Annotated in this window: 18 protein-coding genes; 7 read left to right on the forward strand and 11 right to left on the reverse strand. The window is 66.7% G+C overall.

The window, feature by feature from the left end:
- Complete coding sequence (locus GS4_RS13980; RefSeq protein WP_007621576.1) at positions 1–276, forward strand: DUF2631 domain-containing protein; 276 nt, start codon at positions 1–3, stop codon at positions 274–276.
- A 172-nt stretch (positions 277–448) separates the two neighbouring features.
- Here GS4_RS13980 and GS4_RS13985 read toward each other — a convergent pair whose 3' ends face one another.
- Positions 449–1,081 (reverse strand): TetR/AcrR family transcriptional regulator, encoded by a 633-nt coding sequence (locus tag GS4_RS13985; protein WP_007621578.1) that lies wholly within the window; start codon positions 1,079–1,081, stop codon positions 449–451.
- 90 nt (positions 1,082–1,171) lie between these two features.
- On the opposite strand from GS4_RS13985, the gene GS4_RS13990 reads away from it, so the two are divergent.
- The gene (locus GS4_RS13990) at positions 1,172–2,572 is read left to right on the forward strand and encodes an MFS transporter (protein ID WP_007621580.1); all 1,401 of its coding nucleotides are present in this window, start codon (positions 1,172–1,174) and stop codon (positions 2,570–2,572) included.
- Positions 2,573–2,619: 47 nt separating this feature from the next.
- Here GS4_RS13990 and rlmN read toward each other — a convergent pair whose 3' ends face one another.
- Positions 2,620–3,726, reverse strand: a complete 1,107-nt coding sequence (gene rlmN / locus GS4_RS13995; RefSeq protein ID WP_040510585.1) for a dual-specificity RNA methyltransferase RlmN — start codon at positions 3,724–3,726, stop codon at positions 2,620–2,622.
- 30 nt (positions 3,727–3,756) lie between these two features.
- Here rlmN and GS4_RS14000 point away from each other — a divergent pair, with 30 nt between their 5' ends.
- Positions 3,757–4,137 carry a LapA family protein gene (locus GS4_RS14000; RefSeq protein ID WP_007621587.1) on the forward strand — a complete coding sequence of 127 codons (381 nt, stop codon included), beginning with the start codon at positions 3,757–3,759 and terminating at the stop codon, positions 4,135–4,137.
- A gap of 45 nt (positions 4,138–4,182) precedes the next feature.
- Here GS4_RS14000 and GS4_RS14005 read toward each other — a convergent pair whose 3' ends face one another.
- The 5 genes from GS4_RS14005 to GS4_RS14025 form a co-directional block, all read right to left on the reverse strand.
- The gene (locus GS4_RS14005; protein WP_051989734.1) at positions 4,183–5,130 is read right to left on the reverse strand and encodes a phosphatidate cytidylyltransferase; all 948 of its coding nucleotides are present in this window, start codon (positions 5,128–5,130) and stop codon (positions 4,183–4,185) included.
- Between the two features lie 35 nt (positions 5,131–5,165).
- The gene (frr, locus tag GS4_RS14010) at positions 5,166–5,723 is read right to left on the reverse strand and encodes a ribosome recycling factor (protein ID WP_007621593.1); all 558 of its coding nucleotides are present in this window, start codon (positions 5,721–5,723) and stop codon (positions 5,166–5,168) included.
- Positions 5,724–5,833: 110 nt separating this feature from the next.
- The gene (gene pyrH, locus GS4_RS14015) at positions 5,834–6,574 is read right to left on the reverse strand and encodes a UMP kinase (RefSeq protein WP_007621594.1); all 741 of its coding nucleotides are present in this window, start codon (positions 6,572–6,574) and stop codon (positions 5,834–5,836) included.
- 161 nt (positions 6,575–6,735) lie between these two features.
- On the reverse strand, positions 6,736–7,689 hold the full coding sequence (locus tag GS4_RS14020) for a glucosyl-3-phosphoglycerate synthase (protein ID WP_007621595.1): 954 nt from the start codon (positions 7,687–7,689) through the stop codon (positions 6,736–6,738).
- 59 nt (positions 7,690–7,748) lie between these two features.
- Positions 7,749–8,789, reverse strand: coding sequence for an alpha/beta hydrolase (locus tag GS4_RS14025; RefSeq protein WP_040510550.1), 1,041 nt, complete (start codon positions 8,787–8,789; stop codon positions 7,749–7,751).
- Positions 8,790–9,074: 285 nt separating this feature from the next.
- Between GS4_RS14025 and GS4_RS14030 the strand changes: the two genes are divergently transcribed.
- Positions 9,075–10,499 carry a condensation domain-containing protein gene (locus GS4_RS14030; RefSeq protein WP_007621597.1) on the forward strand — a complete coding sequence of 475 codons (1,425 nt, stop codon included), beginning with the start codon at positions 9,075–9,077 and terminating at the stop codon, positions 10,497–10,499.
- The gene (locus GS4_RS14035; RefSeq protein WP_007621601.1) at positions 10,496–12,208 is read left to right on the forward strand and encodes a DHA2 family efflux MFS transporter permease subunit; all 1,713 of its coding nucleotides are present in this window, start codon (positions 10,496–10,498) and stop codon (positions 12,206–12,208) included. Before GS4_RS14030 ends, GS4_RS14035 begins: the two co-directional genes overlap by 4 nt.
- Before the next feature lie 279 nt (positions 12,209–12,487).
- Here the strand turns inward: GS4_RS14035 and tsf are convergent, their stop codons facing one another.
- Complete coding sequence (tsf, locus tag GS4_RS14040; RefSeq protein ID WP_007621602.1) at positions 12,488–13,312, reverse strand: translation elongation factor Ts; 825 nt, start codon at positions 13,310–13,312, stop codon at positions 12,488–12,490.
- Positions 13,313–13,362: 50 nt separating this feature from the next.
- Positions 13,363–14,172, reverse strand: coding sequence for a 30S ribosomal protein S2 (gene rpsB, locus GS4_RS14045; RefSeq protein ID WP_007621604.1), 810 nt, complete (start codon positions 14,170–14,172; stop codon positions 13,363–13,365).
- A 276-nt stretch (positions 14,173–14,448) separates the two neighbouring features.
- Between rpsB and GS4_RS14050 the strand changes: the two genes are divergently transcribed.
- Positions 14,449–14,997: a M23 family metallopeptidase gene (locus tag GS4_RS14050; protein ID WP_007621605.1), complete on the forward strand. Its 549-nt coding sequence runs from the start codon at positions 14,449–14,451 to the stop codon at positions 14,995–14,997.
- A 26-nt stretch (positions 14,998–15,023) separates the two neighbouring features.
- Here the strand turns inward: GS4_RS14050 and GS4_RS14055 are convergent, their stop codons facing one another.
- Both GS4_RS14055 and GS4_RS14060 read right to left on the reverse strand, forming a co-directional pair.
- Positions 15,024–15,932: a tyrosine recombinase XerC gene (locus GS4_RS14055; protein ID WP_007621606.1), complete on the reverse strand. Its 909-nt coding sequence runs from the start codon at positions 15,930–15,932 to the stop codon at positions 15,024–15,026.
- Between the two features lie 69 nt (positions 15,933–16,001).
- A complete protein-coding gene (locus GS4_RS14060) occupies positions 16,002–16,871 on the reverse strand; it encodes a siderophore-interacting protein (RefSeq protein WP_007621607.1) in 870 nt (289 codons plus the stop codon).
- A gap of 223 nt (positions 16,872–17,094) precedes the next feature.
- On the opposite strand from GS4_RS14060, the gene GS4_RS14065 reads away from it, so the two are divergent.
- Positions 17,095–17,661 carry a TetR/AcrR family transcriptional regulator gene (locus tag GS4_RS14065; RefSeq protein WP_040510551.1) on the forward strand — a complete coding sequence of 189 codons (567 nt, stop codon included), beginning with the start codon at positions 17,095–17,097 and terminating at the stop codon, positions 17,659–17,661.
- The last annotated feature ends 37 nt before the right edge of the window (positions 17,662–17,698 follow it).

The raw sequence follows: 17,698 nt of genomic DNA on the forward strand, positions 1-17,698 counted from the left end.
GTGGCAAGCACCGAGGTCGAGCACCATGACGAGGTCGACACCGGATGGGTGCGCGAGCCCGCGGATGCACCGTCGGCGCGCTTCGGATGGCACGGCCAGGGCCGCAAGACCTTCGCGATCGCCGGCTGGTTCTGCGTTCTCGCCCTGCTCGGGATGCTGATCGGCAACCACATCGGCCATGTCGAGGACCTCTACCTCATCGGCGGCGCGATCGTGCTCGCCTACTTCCTGCTCAAGAACACGCTGCCCAAGCGCGGCAAGTGGCAGCACCGCTGAGGTGACCGCTGCGGCCGTGTCCGCAGCGAAGCACACCGCGGCCGAGGGCCGCAGCGACTCGATCCACCCGTGATCTCGCGGGTGGATTCGTCGTCTCACGGGCCCATCGTCATCACAGGTGTCCGAGTCGGGTGTTCCGCGACCCATTCTGCGCGCGCGCATTCCGACGTGCTCAGCCTGCGACGCGGGACAGGGCCCCATCGATCTGATCGGAGATCGCGCTCCGGAGGTCGTACCGTCCGGAGAAATCTGCCCAGTCCCGGATCATCGCCTGAATGGTGGGAACGTGGTCCAACTCGGTCGGATCGATCGATTCGAACCAGGACCGTTCGTCGGCAGCGCGTGCGGCAAGCGTGTGCTGCCACTGCAGTTCGGATGCGACCAGGTACCACACCGACCGCCATAGGCTCACCGCGGCGAGCTCGTCCAGTCCCGCTTCTGTGCCCGCGGTCAGGAACTGGTCTGCAAGAACGAGCGCGGGGGTCCCGATGTTGGTGCCCTGTCGCAGGATCGCGACGATCCAGGGGATCTCCCCCAGCTTCACGTACATGTCGACGGCGATGCCGACCATCCGATCACGAGGTTCGCCCGCCGGCGCCTGCCAGGGAATCCGGGAGGCGATCTCCGACAACGCCATCGACAGCAGCGCCGATTTGTTCGGGACGTAGTGGTACAGCGTCATCGGCTTGGACCCCAGTGCGGTGGCGAGCCGACGCATGCTGAGCCCGTCGACCCCGTCGCGCTCGAGGATCTCCACGGCGGTGTCGACGATCGTTGCGCGGTCGAGTGCGGGCACGGGAGGCATCCACCCATCATGCGGCACGTCACATCGGGTTGGCAGACGGGGTGTCGTACGCGTACGGTTTCGTACGCGTACGAATGCGAAAGGATCCGCATGACCACCACCGACATCTCGGCCGTCGCAGCACGGCGGGGCGCTCTGCTGACGACCGTCTTCGTCCTACAGTTCCTGGTCGCACTCGACATGTCGTTGCTCAACATCGCGCTGCCGGCCATCAGATCCGATCTCGGTTTCAGTGCCGCCGGCCTGCAATGGGTTGTCACGGCGTATCTGCTCACCTTTGCCGGATTCATGTTGCTCGGTGGACGCCTCGGCGACCTGTGGGGGCGCCGACCGGTGATCCTGGCAGGCCTGACGGTCTTCGGGATCGCCAGCATCGTCGGCGGATGTGCCACCACGCCATGGGTTCTCGTCACTGCACGCGCAGCTCAGGGCATCGCCGGGGCAATGCTCGCGCCGGTGTCGCTGGCGCTGGTCAGCGGCATCGAGGAACCCGCTGCGAAGAAGAAGGCGATGGGGATCTGGGGCGGTGCCGGTGCAGCGGGCGGCGCGGTCGGAGTCGTTCTCAGTGGCATCCTGACCGACTGGTTCAGCTGGCGCGCAGTGCTCTTCGTGAACCTTCCGATCGTCGCGATCGCCGTGGTCGCATGTCTTGCGGGGGTCGCATCCACCCGCCGTCGCACCGACGTGACCCTCGACATCTGGGGCGCCGCCCTCGTCACCACGGGTGTGGCGGCGCTCGTCTACGCAGTCACCTCCAGCACCGACAACGGGTGGTCCGCCCCGTCAACCATCATCGGGATCACCGTGGGCATCGTCCTGATCGCGGCCTTCGTCGTCGTCGAGCGGACGATCACACATCCGTTGATGCCGATGCGAGTGCTCGGGACGCGGAGCATAGTGGGCGCCAACGTCTTCGGATTCATGCTGTCCGCCGGCCAGCTGGCCGCGTTCTACTTCTGTTCGCTGTACATCCAGACCATCTGGGGTGTCGAACCCGTCATCGCAGGGGTGCTGTTCTTGCCGTTCTGCGCGTTCATCGTCCTCGGCATCATCATCGCCGGGAAACTCTCCGCCGCAATCGGGACGCGGGCGACCCTGACGCTGCTCGGGATCGTCGGTGCGGTCGGCCTGGCGCTGTTCGCCACGATGTCCTCGGAGTTCGACTTCTGGTTGGGAATCATCCTGCCCTCGATCTTCGCCGCCATCGGCATCGGCGGCTCACTCATGCTCATCGGCAGCGCCGGTACCAGCGGCGTCGCCCCAGCCGATGCCGGGGCAGCGTCAGGGGTGCTCAACAGTTCCCGACAGTTGGGTGGGTCGATCGGCCTGGCGGTCCTGGTCACCATCGCCGCCGCGTGCACCGACATTCGCACCGGCTATCAAGCGGCCTTCGCCGCCGGGGCGGCGCTTCTGGTGGTCGGGAGTCTGGCGGCGTGGCTGATCCTGCCACGGGTCTCCTCCACCGCGACGACAGCAACGGCAACGGGCTGAGTCAACCGCCGAGCACCGAGCGAGGCAGCGCCGTCAAACGAGTGGTGTCAGCGCTCCTCGGCGGCCAACTGGCCACACGCCGCGGCGATCTCCTGACCGCGGGTGTCGCGGACCGTGCACGAGACACCGGTCGCCTGGACCCGTCGGACGAACTCGCGTTCCACCGGCTTCGGGCTGGCATCCCACTCCGATCCCGGAGTCGGGTTGAGCGGGATCAGGTTGACGTGGACGAGGGAGCCCAGGGCTCGACGGAGCTTCTGCCCCAACATGTCCGCCCGCCACGGTTGGTCGTTGACGTCACGGATCAACGCGTACTCGATCGACACGCGACGTCCCGTGGTGTCGGCGTAATAGCGCGCCGCGTCGAGGACCTCCTGCACCGACCAACGGTTGTTCACCGGGACCAAGGTGTCCCGCAACTCGTCGTCGGGGGTGTGCAGTGACACCGCCAGGGTGACCGCCAGCCCTTCGTCCGCGAGGCGCCGGATGGCCGGTGCCAGTCCGACCGTCGACACGGTCACCGACCGAGCCGAGATGCCGAGACCGTCGGGAACCGGCGACGTGATCTGGCGCACGGCGTCGACCACCCGCTTGTAGTTGGCCAGCGGCTCTCCCATACCCATGAAGACCACATTGGACAGACGTCCCGGCGCACCGAACTCGCCGTCGCGGAGTACGCGGGCAGCGGCCCGCACCTGATCGACGATCTCGCCGGTCGAGAGGTTCCGATCGAGACCGCCCTGACCGGTCGCACAGAACGGGCACGCCATCCCACACCCTGCCTGGCTCGAGATGCACAGCGTCGCGCGGTCGGGGTAGCGCATCAGGACACTCTCCAAGAGAGTGCCGTCATGCAGTCGCCACAAGGTCTTCCGGGTGTCGCCGTCGTCGGCGGCGATGTGGCGCACCGGCGTGAGCAACGGCGGGAAGAGTCGAGCGCCGAGTTCGTCCCGCACCGAGGCGGGCACATCGCTCATCTCCGCGACGTCGCTGTTGAGTCGGCCGAAGTACTGCCGCGCCAGCTGATTCGCCCGGAACTTGGGCAGACCGAGTTCGGCGAGCGCGGCGATCCGCGCCTCCGCGTCGAGGTCTGCGAAGTGGGTCGGTGGACGGCCGCGTTTCGGCGCGTCGAACACCAGGGGCAATGACGGCATCAGACCATTGTGGCATGTCATGATGGCGTCATGACCACACCGGAACCGCAGCCGCACGACGCCACGGCCTCGCCCGTCGATCCCGCCGGCGCACCGGAGCACGATCCAGAGCACCGCAAGTTGCTCGCCGAGCGGAACGCCCTCCGCACCAAGGTCCGCGACATCGAGCACACGCGTACCCGCGCGACGTTCTTCGGACTCGTCATCGGTGCGTTGCTGATGATCCTGCTGCTGGTCTTCATCCTGCAGAACCTGCGGTCCGAGCAGATCATGCTCATCTTCTGGGAGGTCAACCTACCGCTCGGCGTCAGCCTGCTCATCGCGGCGATCGCCGGCGCGCTGATCACCGCGTTGGTCGGCGGCCTCCGGATGCTGCAGATGAGCCGCGCGCTGAAGAGGGCACGCAAATAGTCGCGCCCCGCTCCAGCGGTTCGCACCGGTCCGTCGGACCGGCCGTCACAGGAGGGCGGTCAGCACCGCCCACACGATGAGCGCCGACGGCAGCAGCGAGTCGAGCCGGTCCATGATGCCGCCGTGGCCGGGCAGCAGACTGCCCATGTCCTTGATGCCGAGATCGCGCTTCACCTGGGACTCGACCAGGTCGCCCAACGTGGCGCACACGACCAGGACCGGGCCGAGGATCGCGCCGATCCACCAGTGACTGCCGAGCAGGAACACGACGCAGCAGATCGCGCCGGTGGTTCCGACCACCAGCGAGCCGACCAGCCCCTCCCAGGACTTCTTCGGGCTGATCGCCGGGGCCATCGGATGCTTGCCGAAGAGGACTCCCGCGGCGTAACCGCCGACGTCCGAGCACACCACGACGACCATCAGCGTGGCGACGCGCGCGGCGCCGTGATCCTGGACCACCATGTGCGCACCGAATGATGCCAACAGCGGCAACCACGCCAACACCAGAACCGTCGCGGCCAGGTTGCGGAGATAGTTCTCCGGCGCGTTGCTGATCCCCTGCGCCAACAACTTCCAGACCATGGCCACCAGGACCGTCGCCGCGAAGGCGACCAGCACACCGGTCTGCCCCCACGGCCAGCTGGACCAGATGATCGCCTGTCCGCCGACGAGCAAGGGCCATAGCGCGATGTCGTAGCCACCGTCGCGCAAACGCTTGGCGACCTCCCAGGTCGCCACGGCGAAGGAGACCGCGACGACGGCGTACCAGACGGTCGGGACGAAGATCAGGATCAGGATGATGCCGATACCCAGCGAGCCACCGACGCCGATCGCGGCCGGCAGGTCACGCCCGGCGCGGGACTTCTTGGGTTCCGGCGACTTCTTGGCTTCCGGCGTTGCGGCGGCGCCGGCGCCGGACGAGGGGGCGGCAGGGGTCGACGAATCCCCCGGCTCGTCTGCCGGGGTCCGATCTGGGGGCGAATCGGTGGTCATCGTGTCCGAGGGTCGGGTGGGGTGCCGATCGGCACTCACACCTCGAGCAATTCGTTCTCTTTGTGCTTGACCAGCTCGTCGACCTGCGCGACATAGGTCGCCGTGGTCTTGTCCAGATCCTTCTCGGCCCGCGAGACCTCGTCCTCACCTGCCTCGCCGTCCTTCTGGATGCGCTTGAGTTCGTCGGCTGCCTTGCGCCGCACGTTGCGGATCGAGACCTTGGCGTCCTCGCCCTTGGACTTGGCCTGCTTGACCAGCTCCTTACGGCGATCCTCGGTCAGCTGAGGGATCGCGACACGGATGATGGTGCCGTCGTTGGTGGGGTTCACGCCCAGGTCCGAGTTGCGGATCGCGGTCTCGATGTCGCGGAGGCTGGAGGCCTCGTACGGCTTGATGACGACGAGACGCGCCTCAGGGGTGTTGATACTCGCGACCTGCGTGATCGGGGTCAGTGCGCCGTAATACTCGATGTGCACCTTGTTGAACATCGCCGGGTTCGCCCGGCCGGTGCGGATGGAGCCCATGTCGTCACGGGCGACGCCCACCGCCTTCTCCATCTTCTCTTCGGCATCGAGCAACGCGTCGTCGATCATGTTCGTCCTGTTTTCTCTCGCTCGCGAATGTGTGGTGCTGCGCTCCGAGGACACGCCGTCGGTCGGGCCGCTCGACCCCCGATGGCACGCGACCCTCGACCGTCAGGCGGTCATGTGCTGACCAGGGTGCCGATCTGCTCACCCGCGACCGCGCGGGCGATGTTGCCGTTCCTCAGGAGATTGAACACCAGCATGGGCATCTTGTTGTCCATACAGAGGCTGAACGCGGTCGCGTCGGCGACCTTGAGTTGTTTCTCCAGCACCTGCTGATGCGTGATCTCACGGAAGAGGGTCGCGTTCGGGTCGAGTCGCGGGTCGGCGCTGTAGACACCGTCGACGGCCTTCGCCATGAGTACGACCTCGGCCTTGATCTCGAGTGCGCGCTGGGCGGCGGTGGTGTCGGTCGAGAAGTACGGCATGCCCATGCCGGCGCCGAAGATGACGACGCGCCCCTTCTCGAGATGACGCTGTGCGCGCAACGGCAGGTACGGCTCGGCGACCTGACCCATCGTGATCGCCGTCTGCACCCGGGTGGAGACTCCGCGCTTCTCCAGGAAGTCTTGCAGCGCAAGGCAGTTCATCACGGTACCGAGCATTCCCATGTAGTCCGACCGCGCACGGTCGAGACCGTGTTGCTGCAGTTCGGCGCCGCGGAAGAAGTTACCACCACCGATCACGACCGCCACCTGGACACCGGTGGCGACCACCTCGGCGATCTGGTCGGCGACCGTCGCGACCACGTCGGGGTCCAGTCCGACACCACCGCCGCCGAACATCTCCCCGCCCAGCTTGAGGAGCACCCGGTGGAAGCCGGACCGGCTGGGTTGTTGCGTCTCGGGGGTTTCGCTCATCAACATCCTCATCCGTCGGTTCAGCCAACATCCTATGTCCCCGGGTGACCGGTCGATGGCAGCACATCACCGATCGCTTCCGAAGCGCAATGATGAGCCGCGTGTGCGAGCGCGGCACCGAGGCCCCGAGGGCCGATACGGCGACGAACCGAGCAGATACCTCAGTTGCTGGCGATGCGTACCGGGTCGACCAGCATCGAGTTCATCGCGGGCCGGTCCTCGACCGCCGGATACGAACGACGGAGTTGGTGACCGCCGTCCTCCATCACGAATTGGGTCAGCGGACTTCCGGAGTCCTCGATGCCCAGTCGGTCGAGCAATGTCGCGACGATCTGTCGGGACATCACGCCGAGTTCGTGAATCGGGCGGTTGCGGTGACGGCGGACCCCGAGGTTCACCTGGCCGATGGCGTCGATGCCGTGGCGTTTCACGGTGTCGACGACCAGACCGATCTCGACTCCGTAGCCGGAGGCGAACGGGACCGATGTCAGCAGCTCGCGCGTGCCCGCGTACTCCCCCGCGAGCGGCTGGATGACCCCGGAGAGATCGGGTCGCAGGGCCGCGACCAACGGACGGACCACCAACTCGGTCACGCGACCGCCTCCCGACGGCTCCACACCGGAGGTGCCGGTGAACGGTCTGCGGTAGTAACCCTTGACCAGGTGCAGGTCCGGATTGCTCAGCAGCGGACCGACCAGGTTCGGGACGTACATCGGGTCGGGGTCGATGAGGTCGCTGTCGACGAACACGATGATGTCGCCGGTCGTCGCGGCGAGTGAACGCCAGAGGACCTCACCCTTGCCGGGCCGGATGTCGACGCCGGGGAGCGCCGTCTCCCGGGTCTCGACCCGCGCACCCGCGGCGATCGCCTCGTCGATGGTGGCATCGGTCGAACCGGAATCGACCACGACGATCTCGTCGATCAGCGATCCAGACAGTGGTGCGATGCTCTCGACCACGGATCGGACGGTTGCTTCTTCGTTCAGCGCGGGGAGCACCACCGAGATGGTGCGCCCGCGCTTGGATGAGACGAGTTCGTCGATCGTCCAATCGGGACGATCCCAGGTGTTCGTCTCGAGCCAGGTCGCTGAGTCGGGCATCGACGCGATGGTCATGGAGCTACCTCCGTGATCTCGATGGGCCGGCCAGACCGCTGGACGTCGACGCTGTTGGGTCACCCCGCGAGCACCGCCCGGAACTGCGGCCAGGCCCGGTGCAATTCGTCCTGCCAGTAGGGCCACGCATGCGTGCCGCCCTGATACAGATGGAATGTCGCAGGCACCCCCTGCTGCGCCATCTTGCGCTGCAGGCTGCGGGTGCACTCGTTGGTCGCCTTCTCGATCACCGCTCCCACGGCGATCTGCTCGACCAGCTTGCTCCGGTTCCCCTCGATCCCGGGACCGTTGATGGTGTCGTAGCGACCGGGGTCGCCCGAACCGTTGGAGATGTAGATCGACTTACCGCGGAACTTCTCGACCTGCAGGTACGGATCGTTCGCCCGCCATTCGGGGTCGCTCGGCGGGCCCCACATGTTGACCGTGTTGCCGCCCCCGCGACCCTCCACGACCAGACGAACGGCAGCTTGCCCGGCCGGGTCGCTGGTCTGCGCGCACCCACTGAACGATCCGATGGCCTGATAGAGCTTCGGCGCACGGAGCGACAGCTGGAACACCGAAGTACCGGCCATCGAGATCCCCGCGATCGCATTGCGGCCGGTGGTCTCGAACCGACGGTTCACCACTGCCGGCAGTTCCTTGGTCAGGAACGTGGCCCACTTCTGCACACCGAGGTGTGGATCCGGTCGGCGCCAGTCGGTGAAGTAGCTCGCCGCACCACCGATCGGCACGACGACGTTCACGTTCTCCTTGGCGAAGAACGAGCGGATGTCGGTCTGGTCGAACCAACTGCTCCCACCGTCGCCACCGGCTGCGCCGTTGAGGAGATACAGAGTGGGCGCCGACGCCCCACCGGGCGCCGGGATCACCTTGACCGGGATCACGGTCCGCATCGACGAGGACCGCACGTTGAGATCGATCTCATGTTGTGTCACAACATGTTCGGAGACGATGCGGGCCGTCGGTGCAGCCTCTGCGCGCGCTGGTGCGAGCACGGTGGCGACAATGCCCACCACCGCCAGGAATCCCGCTCCCGTCGCCACGCGGACACCACGGCGACACCGCCGGTCGACAGCCGATCCCGGCACAGCCCAATCCATCCCACACTCCCCCATGCAGCCTGTCACCCCGGTCCCCGGATGGTCGGAGTCTGCCGTACGACGCAACCGCTTGTCCACCGTCCCGGCCGAGACCAAGTTGGACTATCGTCCAACTGAATCTATTCGCGAACAACGGTTTTCGATCACTAAACGGGTCCAATGACTGTTGCGCCACAACAGAAGTTACCGTACGGTAGCTTCCGCTGCGTGAACTGCCACGCATCCACGCGGTGAATGTCGGGGGGAGGTTCCGCTCGGCGTAACAGAGCGAAACGAGGTGGATTCATGGTCAGTTTCGGTCTCATCGACGAGTGGACCCCGCGCACCGGACGGCTGACGAGCTGGACCCTGTCGGACGACGCCAAGAAGGCGGGCGCACAGGCACCTGCTCATCCCGTGCCGGCCTCGCATCAGCAGGAGGAGTACCTCCGCGCAGCGCTCCGCAATCGTTCGGCAGGCTTCCGCTTCTCGCGACTGTGCTTGCAGGCGTTCGACTTTCAGGCTCCCCTCAATCATGAGGCGATGAGCACCGCGGTCACCCGGTTCCTGCGTCGGCACGACACGTTCACGTCCTGGTTCTCGGTGGAGAACGACGGGGCGATTGTGCGGCACGTCGTCGACCCCGAGATCATCGAGGTCAGCTACACCGAACACGGTGAGATGTCGACGCCTGCTCAGATCCGCGAACACGTACAGGACGAGACCCCCGGACCGTTCGAATGGAACTGCTTCACCTTCGGCGCGATCGAGTGGGAAGGCGGGTTCACGCTCTACAGTGCTGTAGATCACCTCGACACCGACGGCATCTCGCAGGCACTGACATGCGTCGAGTTGATGACGCTCTACATGAATGCCGCCTTCGGCCTCGACGGCGCACTGCCCGAGGTCGGCAGCTACATCGACTACTGCGGGCGTGAGCGCGGCATCTCCCGCGAGCTCACCCGGGAATCGGACGAGGTCCAGCGGTGGATCGAGCTGCTGTCGGAGCACGGCGGTCATCTCCCCCGCTTCCCGCTGCCACTCGGCAAGGAGTCCGAGGGACACACGCGTAGTGCGCACCTGTCACAGCAGGTGTTCGACGAGGCCGCGATGCAGCGGTTCGAGGACGTCTGCAAGGCCAACGGCTCGAATGTGACCGCCGGCCTGCTCACCGTCGCCGCACTCGTGTACGCGGAATTCACCGGCGAATCGGGCTACCTCGGCATGACGCCGAAGAGCACCCGGCGCCCCGGCCCCGAGCTGAGCTCGGTCGGTTGGTTCACCAGCCTGATCCCGGTACCGGTCACCGTCGATTCCGACACATCGTTCACCTCTGCCGTCAGCGAGGCGGCCCAGAGCTACGACGCAGGCAAGAAGCTCACCGATGTCTCGCTGCACCGTGTGCTGCAACTCGCACGTCCCGAGGACGGGCTGGACATCACCCCCGGCTGGTCGGTGCCGATGGTGTCGTTCGTCGACGTCCGGCGACTGCCGGGTGTGGACATGTTCGATGCGATCAACGGCTGCCTCTACGGCAACCGCGGGAGCAGCGAGGAGGTCTTCATGTGGATCAACCGCTTCAAGGACGTCACCTCGCTGACCTACCTATACCCCGACACCGAGGCCGGTCACACCGCACTTCGTGAGTACACCGACAAGTTCGTGGAGATCATCACGGCTGTCGCCGAGCAGGGCGATTACGCACCGGCGGTACCCGCTCTCACCCGATGACCGCCCCCGGCCCGACGGCCGACGACGTCCGGATCCCTTCAGGGGAGCCGGACGTCCGGTCGTCGCGCGCGGTGTGGGTGGCCCTTGCGGGCTGCCTGCTGGGCGTGTTCATGCAGATGCTGGACACGACGATCGTCAACATCGCACTGCCGGATCTGACGGTCGATCTCGGTGCGTCGACGGCGGAGCAGCTCTTCGTCCTCAGCGTCTACACCCTCGCCTTCGCCTGTTCGCTGCTCACCGCGGCGACCCTCGGTGGACGGTACGGACGACGACGGATCTTCGTGCTGGCGATGGTGGCCTTCACCATCACCTCCGTGCTGTGCGGCCTCGCGCAGACCCCGGCGGAGCTGATCGTCTTCCGCGCCACCCAAGGCGTCAGCGCCGCCTTCATGTCGGCACAGACCCTCGCGCTCATCGCCGGGCTGTTCCCGAAGTCGCGTCATCCGCTCGTGTTCGGGATCTACGGTGCGATCGCCGGGCTCGCCGCGATGCTGGGACCGGTACTCGGCGGCCTGCTGGTCACCGCCGACGTGTGGGGATGGGGCTGGCGGACGATCTTCTTCGTCAACGTGCCGCTGGCCGTCATCGCGACGGCAGCGGCGTGGCGACGACTCCCCCAGCTGCGAGATGACGATCCCGCCCGACCCGATCTGGTCGGCGTGGCGCTCTCGACATCGGGCTTGTTCCTACTTCTCTATCCACTCGCCGTCGGCCGGGAGCAGGGATGGCCGGTCCATCTGTGGGTGATGATGGCCGTGGCGGTGGTGTTGTTCGCCGCCTTCATCGTCGTCGAGCGTCGTCTGCTCGCACGGGGCGGGAGTCCTCTCCTGCGCACCGATCTGTTCGCGTCGCGGCGATTCGCCATCGGCCTGACGTTGTCGCTGCTGTTCTTCAGTGTGTTCGCGGGCTTCTTCTTCACGGTGTCGATCTCCGCGCAGTTCGGACTCGGCTATTCGGCTCTGCGGACGGGGCTGCTCGCGCTGCCGTTCGCGCTCGGCGCAGCGGTCGGTTCGGTGGTCTCACCGATCATCGTCCAGCGTCTCGCCGCACCGCGCACGTTGTGCCTGGCAGTGCTGACCGTGTCGGTAGGGTTCACCTGGCTGGGTTTCGCCCTCGCACCGGAGACCGGGACGATGTCGATCCCCGCTGTGATCGCGCCGCTGGTGGTCGGTGGGCTCGGTACCGGGATGTTCGTCGCACCGCTGCAGACCACCATCCTGTCGGACACCTCCGAGGAGAACATCGGTTCGGCATCGGGATGCGTTCCGACGGTTCAGCAGATCGGCGCCTCCATCGGCCTGGCCGTGGTGACCATCTTCTTCTTCGGCCAGGTGTCGGCGGAGGCGCACGACGCCGTGCCCCGCACGAAGGTGGAACTGTCCACGGCACTGGAGAACTCGACCGTCGAACCGCTGTTCCGCACGAGCGTCGCGGATCGGTTCGCCGACTGTGCAACCGCCCAGCTGACTTCACCGCATCCCGATCGACCGGCGCCCGGATGTGAGACCTCGTCGTCAGGTCAGACAGGCATAGCAGCACGCGTCGTGGAGCAGTCCCGTGACGACCTCGCGGTCGCCGGCCGTTCGGTTGCGGCACGGACGTTCCTCGGCGGGTTCCAGCACACCTCGTGGGCGCTGGCGGGCATCGGCGTCGTGATCGCTGCGCTGGCACTGGCATTGGGCTGGAACGGTCCCCGACGCCGCTGATCGGTCCGTCGACCGTGCGCCCCGATCCGCCGACCGTGCGCCCCGATCCGTCGATCGTGCGCTTCTCGACGTCGGCCGTTCATGGGTCACGGTGCGACGACGCACGGTCGATCGATTCGACTGCACGGTCGACGATTTCGAGCGCACGGTGGAAACGATCGATGGCTGACTCGGCTCGTGCGCCAGAGATCGCTTGTCCGACAACGGGTAGTGACGGACGCGAAACGGCCCCGCACCGCCTGCGTGGTACGGGGCCGTTCGTGACTGTTCGTCGTCAGATCAGGACTGACCGACCTCGAACCGAGTGAACCCGTTCACGGTCACGCCTGCCTCCTCGAGGATCGCCTTGACGGTCTTCTTGGAGTCCTGCACCGACGGCTGGTCGATGAGGACGACGTCCTTGAAGAAGCCGTTCACGCGGCCTTCGACGATCTTCGGCAGCGCCTGCTCCGGCTTGCCCTCTTCCTTCGCGGTCTGCTCGGCGATCCGACGCTCGTTCTCGACCACGTCGGCCGGCACCTCGTCGCGAGTGGTGTAGCGCGCCTTGAGTGCAGCGACCTGCATCGCGGCACCACGAGCGGCCTCGGCCGCGGCGTCGCCCTCACCCGTGTACGACACCAGCACGCCGACTGCCGGGGGCAGATCCGACGCACGCTTGTGCAGGTAGACGGCGACCGGTCCGTCGTAGTAGGCAACCCGACGCAGCTCGAGCTTCTCGCCGATCTTGGCCGAGAGCGCCTGAACCGCCTCGTCCACGGTGCCGTCGCCGAGGGCGGCGGCCTTGAGGACGTCGAGGTCGTTGGTCTTGGCTGCGACCGCAGCGTCGACGACCTTCTCGGCCAACTCTTGGAACTCGGCGTTCTTGGCGACGAAGTCCGTCTCGGAGTTCAGCTCGACGAGGACGCCGTCGCGCGCGGCGACGAGACCCTCGGCGGTCGAACGCTCGGCACGCTTGCCGACGTCCTTGGCGCCCTTGATCCGGAGCTCCTCGACTGCCTTGTCGAAGTCACCGTCGTTGTTGGCGAGGGCGTTCTTGCAGTCCAGCATTCCAGCGCCGGTGAGCTCACGAAGTCGCTTCACATCGGCAGCGGTGTAGTTCGCCATTCTCGGCGAGCCTCCTTCAGCGGGTTGTTGAGATGTCGGTGCGCGGTCGGCTACTGAGCCGGGTTGGCACCGGCGTCGGCGGGTGCGGTGGCCTGGGTGAGGAGCTCCTGCTCCCACTCCGCGAGCGGCTCGCCGCTGCCCGACTCCGGCTTGGCGTCGTCACCGGACTGGCCGGCACGTGCCTGCACGCCCTCGGCGACGGCCGAGGCCACCACGCGGGTCAGCAGTGCGGCACTGCGGATGGCGTCGTCGTTACCCGGGATCGGGTAGTCGACGAGGTCCGGATCGCAATTGGTGTCGAGGATGGCGATCACCGGGATGTTCAGCTTGCGCGCCTCACCCACAGCAATGTGCTCCTTGTTGGTGTCCACCACCCAAATGGCAGAAGGCACCTTGGCCATATCGCGGATACCGCCGAGTGTCCGCTCGAGCTTGTTCTTCTCGCGGGTCAGCATCAAGATCTCTTTCTTGGTGCGACCTTCGAAGCCACCGGTCTGCTCCATGGTCTCCAGCTCCTTCAGGCGCTGGAGGCGCTTGTGGACGGTGGAGAAGTTGGTGAGCATGCCACCCAGCCAGCGCTGGTTGACGTAGGGCATCCCGACGCGAGTCGCCTCACCGGCGATCGACTCCTGGGCCTGCTTCTTGGTGCCGACGAAGAGGATGGTGCCACCGTGGGCGACCGTCTCCTTGACGAACTCGTAGGCCTTGTCGATGTAGGTCAGCGTCTGCTGCAGGTCGATGATGTAGATGCCGTTGCGGTCGGTGAAGATGAACCGCTTCATCTTCGGGTTCCACCGCCGGGTCTGATGCCCGAAATGAGCGCCGCTGTCCAGCAGCTGCTTCATGGTCACGACTGCCATGTCGTCACTATCCTTTGTCGCAGTTGTCACCGGCATCGGTCGACGCCGGTCCTGGCACCCGTCACCACGTGGACCCGGTCTCCCGGGACCGCCACGCGGTGGTTGTGAAGTCGTCCTCTCCGCTCGGCGGAGTCGGCCTCGTACGGGCGCGCGAAGTCACTTCATCGCAGGGATGAAGTGCGTCGGCCAGTTTACGCCGGTCACAGGGGCAAAAACAAAATCGCCCCACACCGCGGGCGTCGGGAGCCGTCGAGCCCATCGCGGCGTCTGATCCTCATGGACATCCCCCGGCCTGTGCGGCTCGGACACTGGCTGCGCGTCGCAGCCCTCGAGATCGCGGTGACGATCGCCTTGTGTTGGGTACTGCCGGCCACGGTCGCATATGCCGCGCCCAGCGGGTTCGTCGCGCCCCTCGCGCCGACACCTACCGTGGTGACCGCCTTCGATCTGCCCGAGAAACGCTGGCAGTCGGGCCACCGCGGGGTCGACCTCGCCGGGCTTCCCGGAGTCGTCGTGCTCGCAGCCGGAGCCGGCACCATCCGATTCGCCGGCGAGGTCGCCGGCCGCCTGCTGGTGTCCATCAGTCATCCCGACGGACTCATCACGACCTACGAGCCGGTCCGACCGACCGTTCGCGTCGGCGACCCGGTGAGCAGGGGCGACCCGATCGGGACACTCGAGGCCGGACACCCGGGGTGCCCGGCCACGGCATGTCTGCACTGGGGTGCTCGCAGAGGTGCCGGACGGTCGGCAGCGTATCTCGATCCCCTCGCCCTACTCGGGGTCGTGCGGGTGCGCCTCAAGCCGATCGGTACGGGCCTGTGAACGCGATATGGCGCGGGAGCATCCCCTCATGCCCGGGGGTGCGCCTGGCGGTGAACCGCGCGGAGCCGCTCGACGCTGACGTGCGTGTAGATCTGCGTCGTCGCGAGCGACGAATGTCCGAGGAGCTCCTGCACGACCCTCAGGTCGGCGCCGCCCTCCAACAGATGGGTGGCGGCACTGTGACGAAGTCCGTGCGGCCCCATGTCCGGACCACCCGCCGCCGCCACCGCCGCGTGGACGACACGTCGAGCCATCCGTTGGTCGAGCCGTCCGCCCCGGGCTCCGAGCAAAAGAGCGTCACCCGACCTCGGAGTCGCGAGCTCACCACGTCCCGACCGCAGCCAGTCGTCGATCGCGCGCGCCGCCGGGGCGCCGTACGGGACCGACCGCTCCTTGTCTCCCTTGCCGACGACCCGCAACACCCGTCGGCCGCCATCGACATCGCCGACGTCGAGACCACAGAGCTCTCCCACGCGGATTCCGCTGGCGTACAACACCTCCAGGATGACGCGATCACGCAGCGCGATCGGATCATCGGAATCCACATGCGCCACAGACGCCACCGTCGACGTCGCCTGCTCGGGGGCAAGGACCGCCGGGAGCGTTCGGTGCGCCTTCGGTGCCTGCAATCGCGTGGCCGGGTTGACGCCGATACGACCATCACGGGCGGCCCACGCACAGAACGTCTTCGCCGACGACACCTGGCGCGCGACCGTCGTCCGGGCAGCGCCCTTCCGGGTCTGGGCCGCCAACCACGCTCGCAGGATGGCCAGATCGAGGTCGGCGATCGCGACCTGCCGAGCCCCTGCGAACGCGATCAGCTGCCTGACGTCACCGACATATGCGCGGATGGTGTGTTCACTGAGTCCACGCTCGTACCGCAGATGTGCGGTGAAGTCGTCGACGGCGCCCCCGTCGACCCCGTGGTCGCTCATCCGCCGAGCACACCGCCCATGACCGTCCGATGCAAGTGTCCACGCTGGGTGCCACCCCGATCGTTGCGATCAGAGACCGGCGCCGGCCTTCTCCTCGGCCTGACGAAGGTCGGACTTCCACTGGCGGAAGCCCTCCTCGGTCCGACCACGGCGCCAATAGCCGGAGATGGATGCGTTGCCCGCACTCACCCCGCGTTCCTTTCGAACGTATCGCCGCAGGTTGTGCATGACTGCCTGCGCTTCACCGTGGATGAACACCTGCGGCTCGCCGTCGAGCCACTCGGCCGAACGCACGGCCCCGACCAGGGGCGCGTTGTCGCCCGCACGGTCCTCGCCGACCTCGTCGGACCCGCCTCCGCGGTGCACCCAGACGATCTCCGCGGCCGGCGGCGCAACCAGCTCGATCTCGTCATCGGGTCCGGCGACTTCGATGAACACCTTTGCGACTGAGTCCACAGGCAAGGCCTCCAGCGCAGCGGCCACCGCGGGCAGCCCCGACTCGTCTGCCGCGAGCAGATGCCACGGAGCGTCGGCGCGTGGACGATAACCACTGCCCGGACCGAGGAACCGAACCTCGGTACCCGGCTCGACGGTCGCCGCCCACGGGCCCGCGATCCCTTCGGTGCCGTGCACGACGAAGTCGATCGCGAGTTCCTTGCGCTCGGCGTCGACTCGACGCACCGTGTAGGTGCGGAGGACCGGCTGCTGATCGGCGGGCAACGTCTCGCGGATGTGTTGCAGGTCGAACGGTTCGGGATACACGACTCCGGGAACGCCGAAGACGAGTTTCACGTACATGTCCGTGTCGTGGTCACCGACTCCGGTGCCGCCTGCGGGCGTGAAGTCGTCGAAGCCGTCTCCGCCGAGATGGACCCGGACGAAATGGGGACTCAGACGTTCGGTGCGCAGCACCGTCATCGTGTTCAACTGCTTGGCCATGGGCACTCCTTCCGTGTTCCACGGTACGCCTGCTCCTTAGGGCAACCTAAGTCGGCCGATCTGAGTCTCGCGCTCTGATGCCCAGGTGACACCGCTCGCCATCGTCGCGCACCAACCGTCCGACCGTTCTGGTCGACCAGTCGACTGCAATCTCTTTAATCCGGACCTTAAGATCGCTAAACTTCCGCGAATCGGGGTCGGGCCAGCAGGGAAAGGGTGGGGTATGCCGAACGCTTCGTCGTCGCGACGTGGTTCCCGACTCACCGTCGACGACTGGTTGGCAGCAGCTATGGAGTTGCTCGTCACGGAGGGGGTCGCGGCGATCAAGATCTCGCGCCTGTGCCAGCACCTCGGTGTGACCAAGGGCAGCTTCTACTGGCACTTCGCCGACATCGGCAGTCTGATGACCGCACTCGCCGAGCACTGCCGCCGCGCACAGGAGTCGGCGATGCAGACGCTCAGTGAGCTCGCCGACCTGCCGCCCGTCGACCGCATCGACGCAATGTCTCGCCTCGTGACCGACGACCGTCGCTGGAAGGTCGAGGCGGCGGTCCGGGCGTGGGCGGCGACCGACGAGACCATCGCGGAATCGGTGGCCGCGCTGGATCAGCGGGTGTTCGACGTCGCGTACCAGGCAATGATCGACCTGGGATTCTCGGAGACGGAGGCGCACGCCAGAGCCACCACTGCGCTCTACGCCGGCATCGGATTCCTGCACGGCCGCCGACAGCACGGAGTGCTGGCCGACGCCGACATCCGGATCTTCGTCGAGATGCTCACGCGGCGCTAGCCTCCCGGCACAACGGAGACGTCGCCTCGCTCGAACA

The sequence above is a fragment of the Gordonia soli NBRC 108243 genome (genome assembly GCF_000334455.1).
In the GTDB taxonomy this organism is placed as follows: Bacteria; Actinomycetota; Actinomycetes; order Mycobacteriales; family Mycobacteriaceae; genus Gordonia; species Gordonia soli.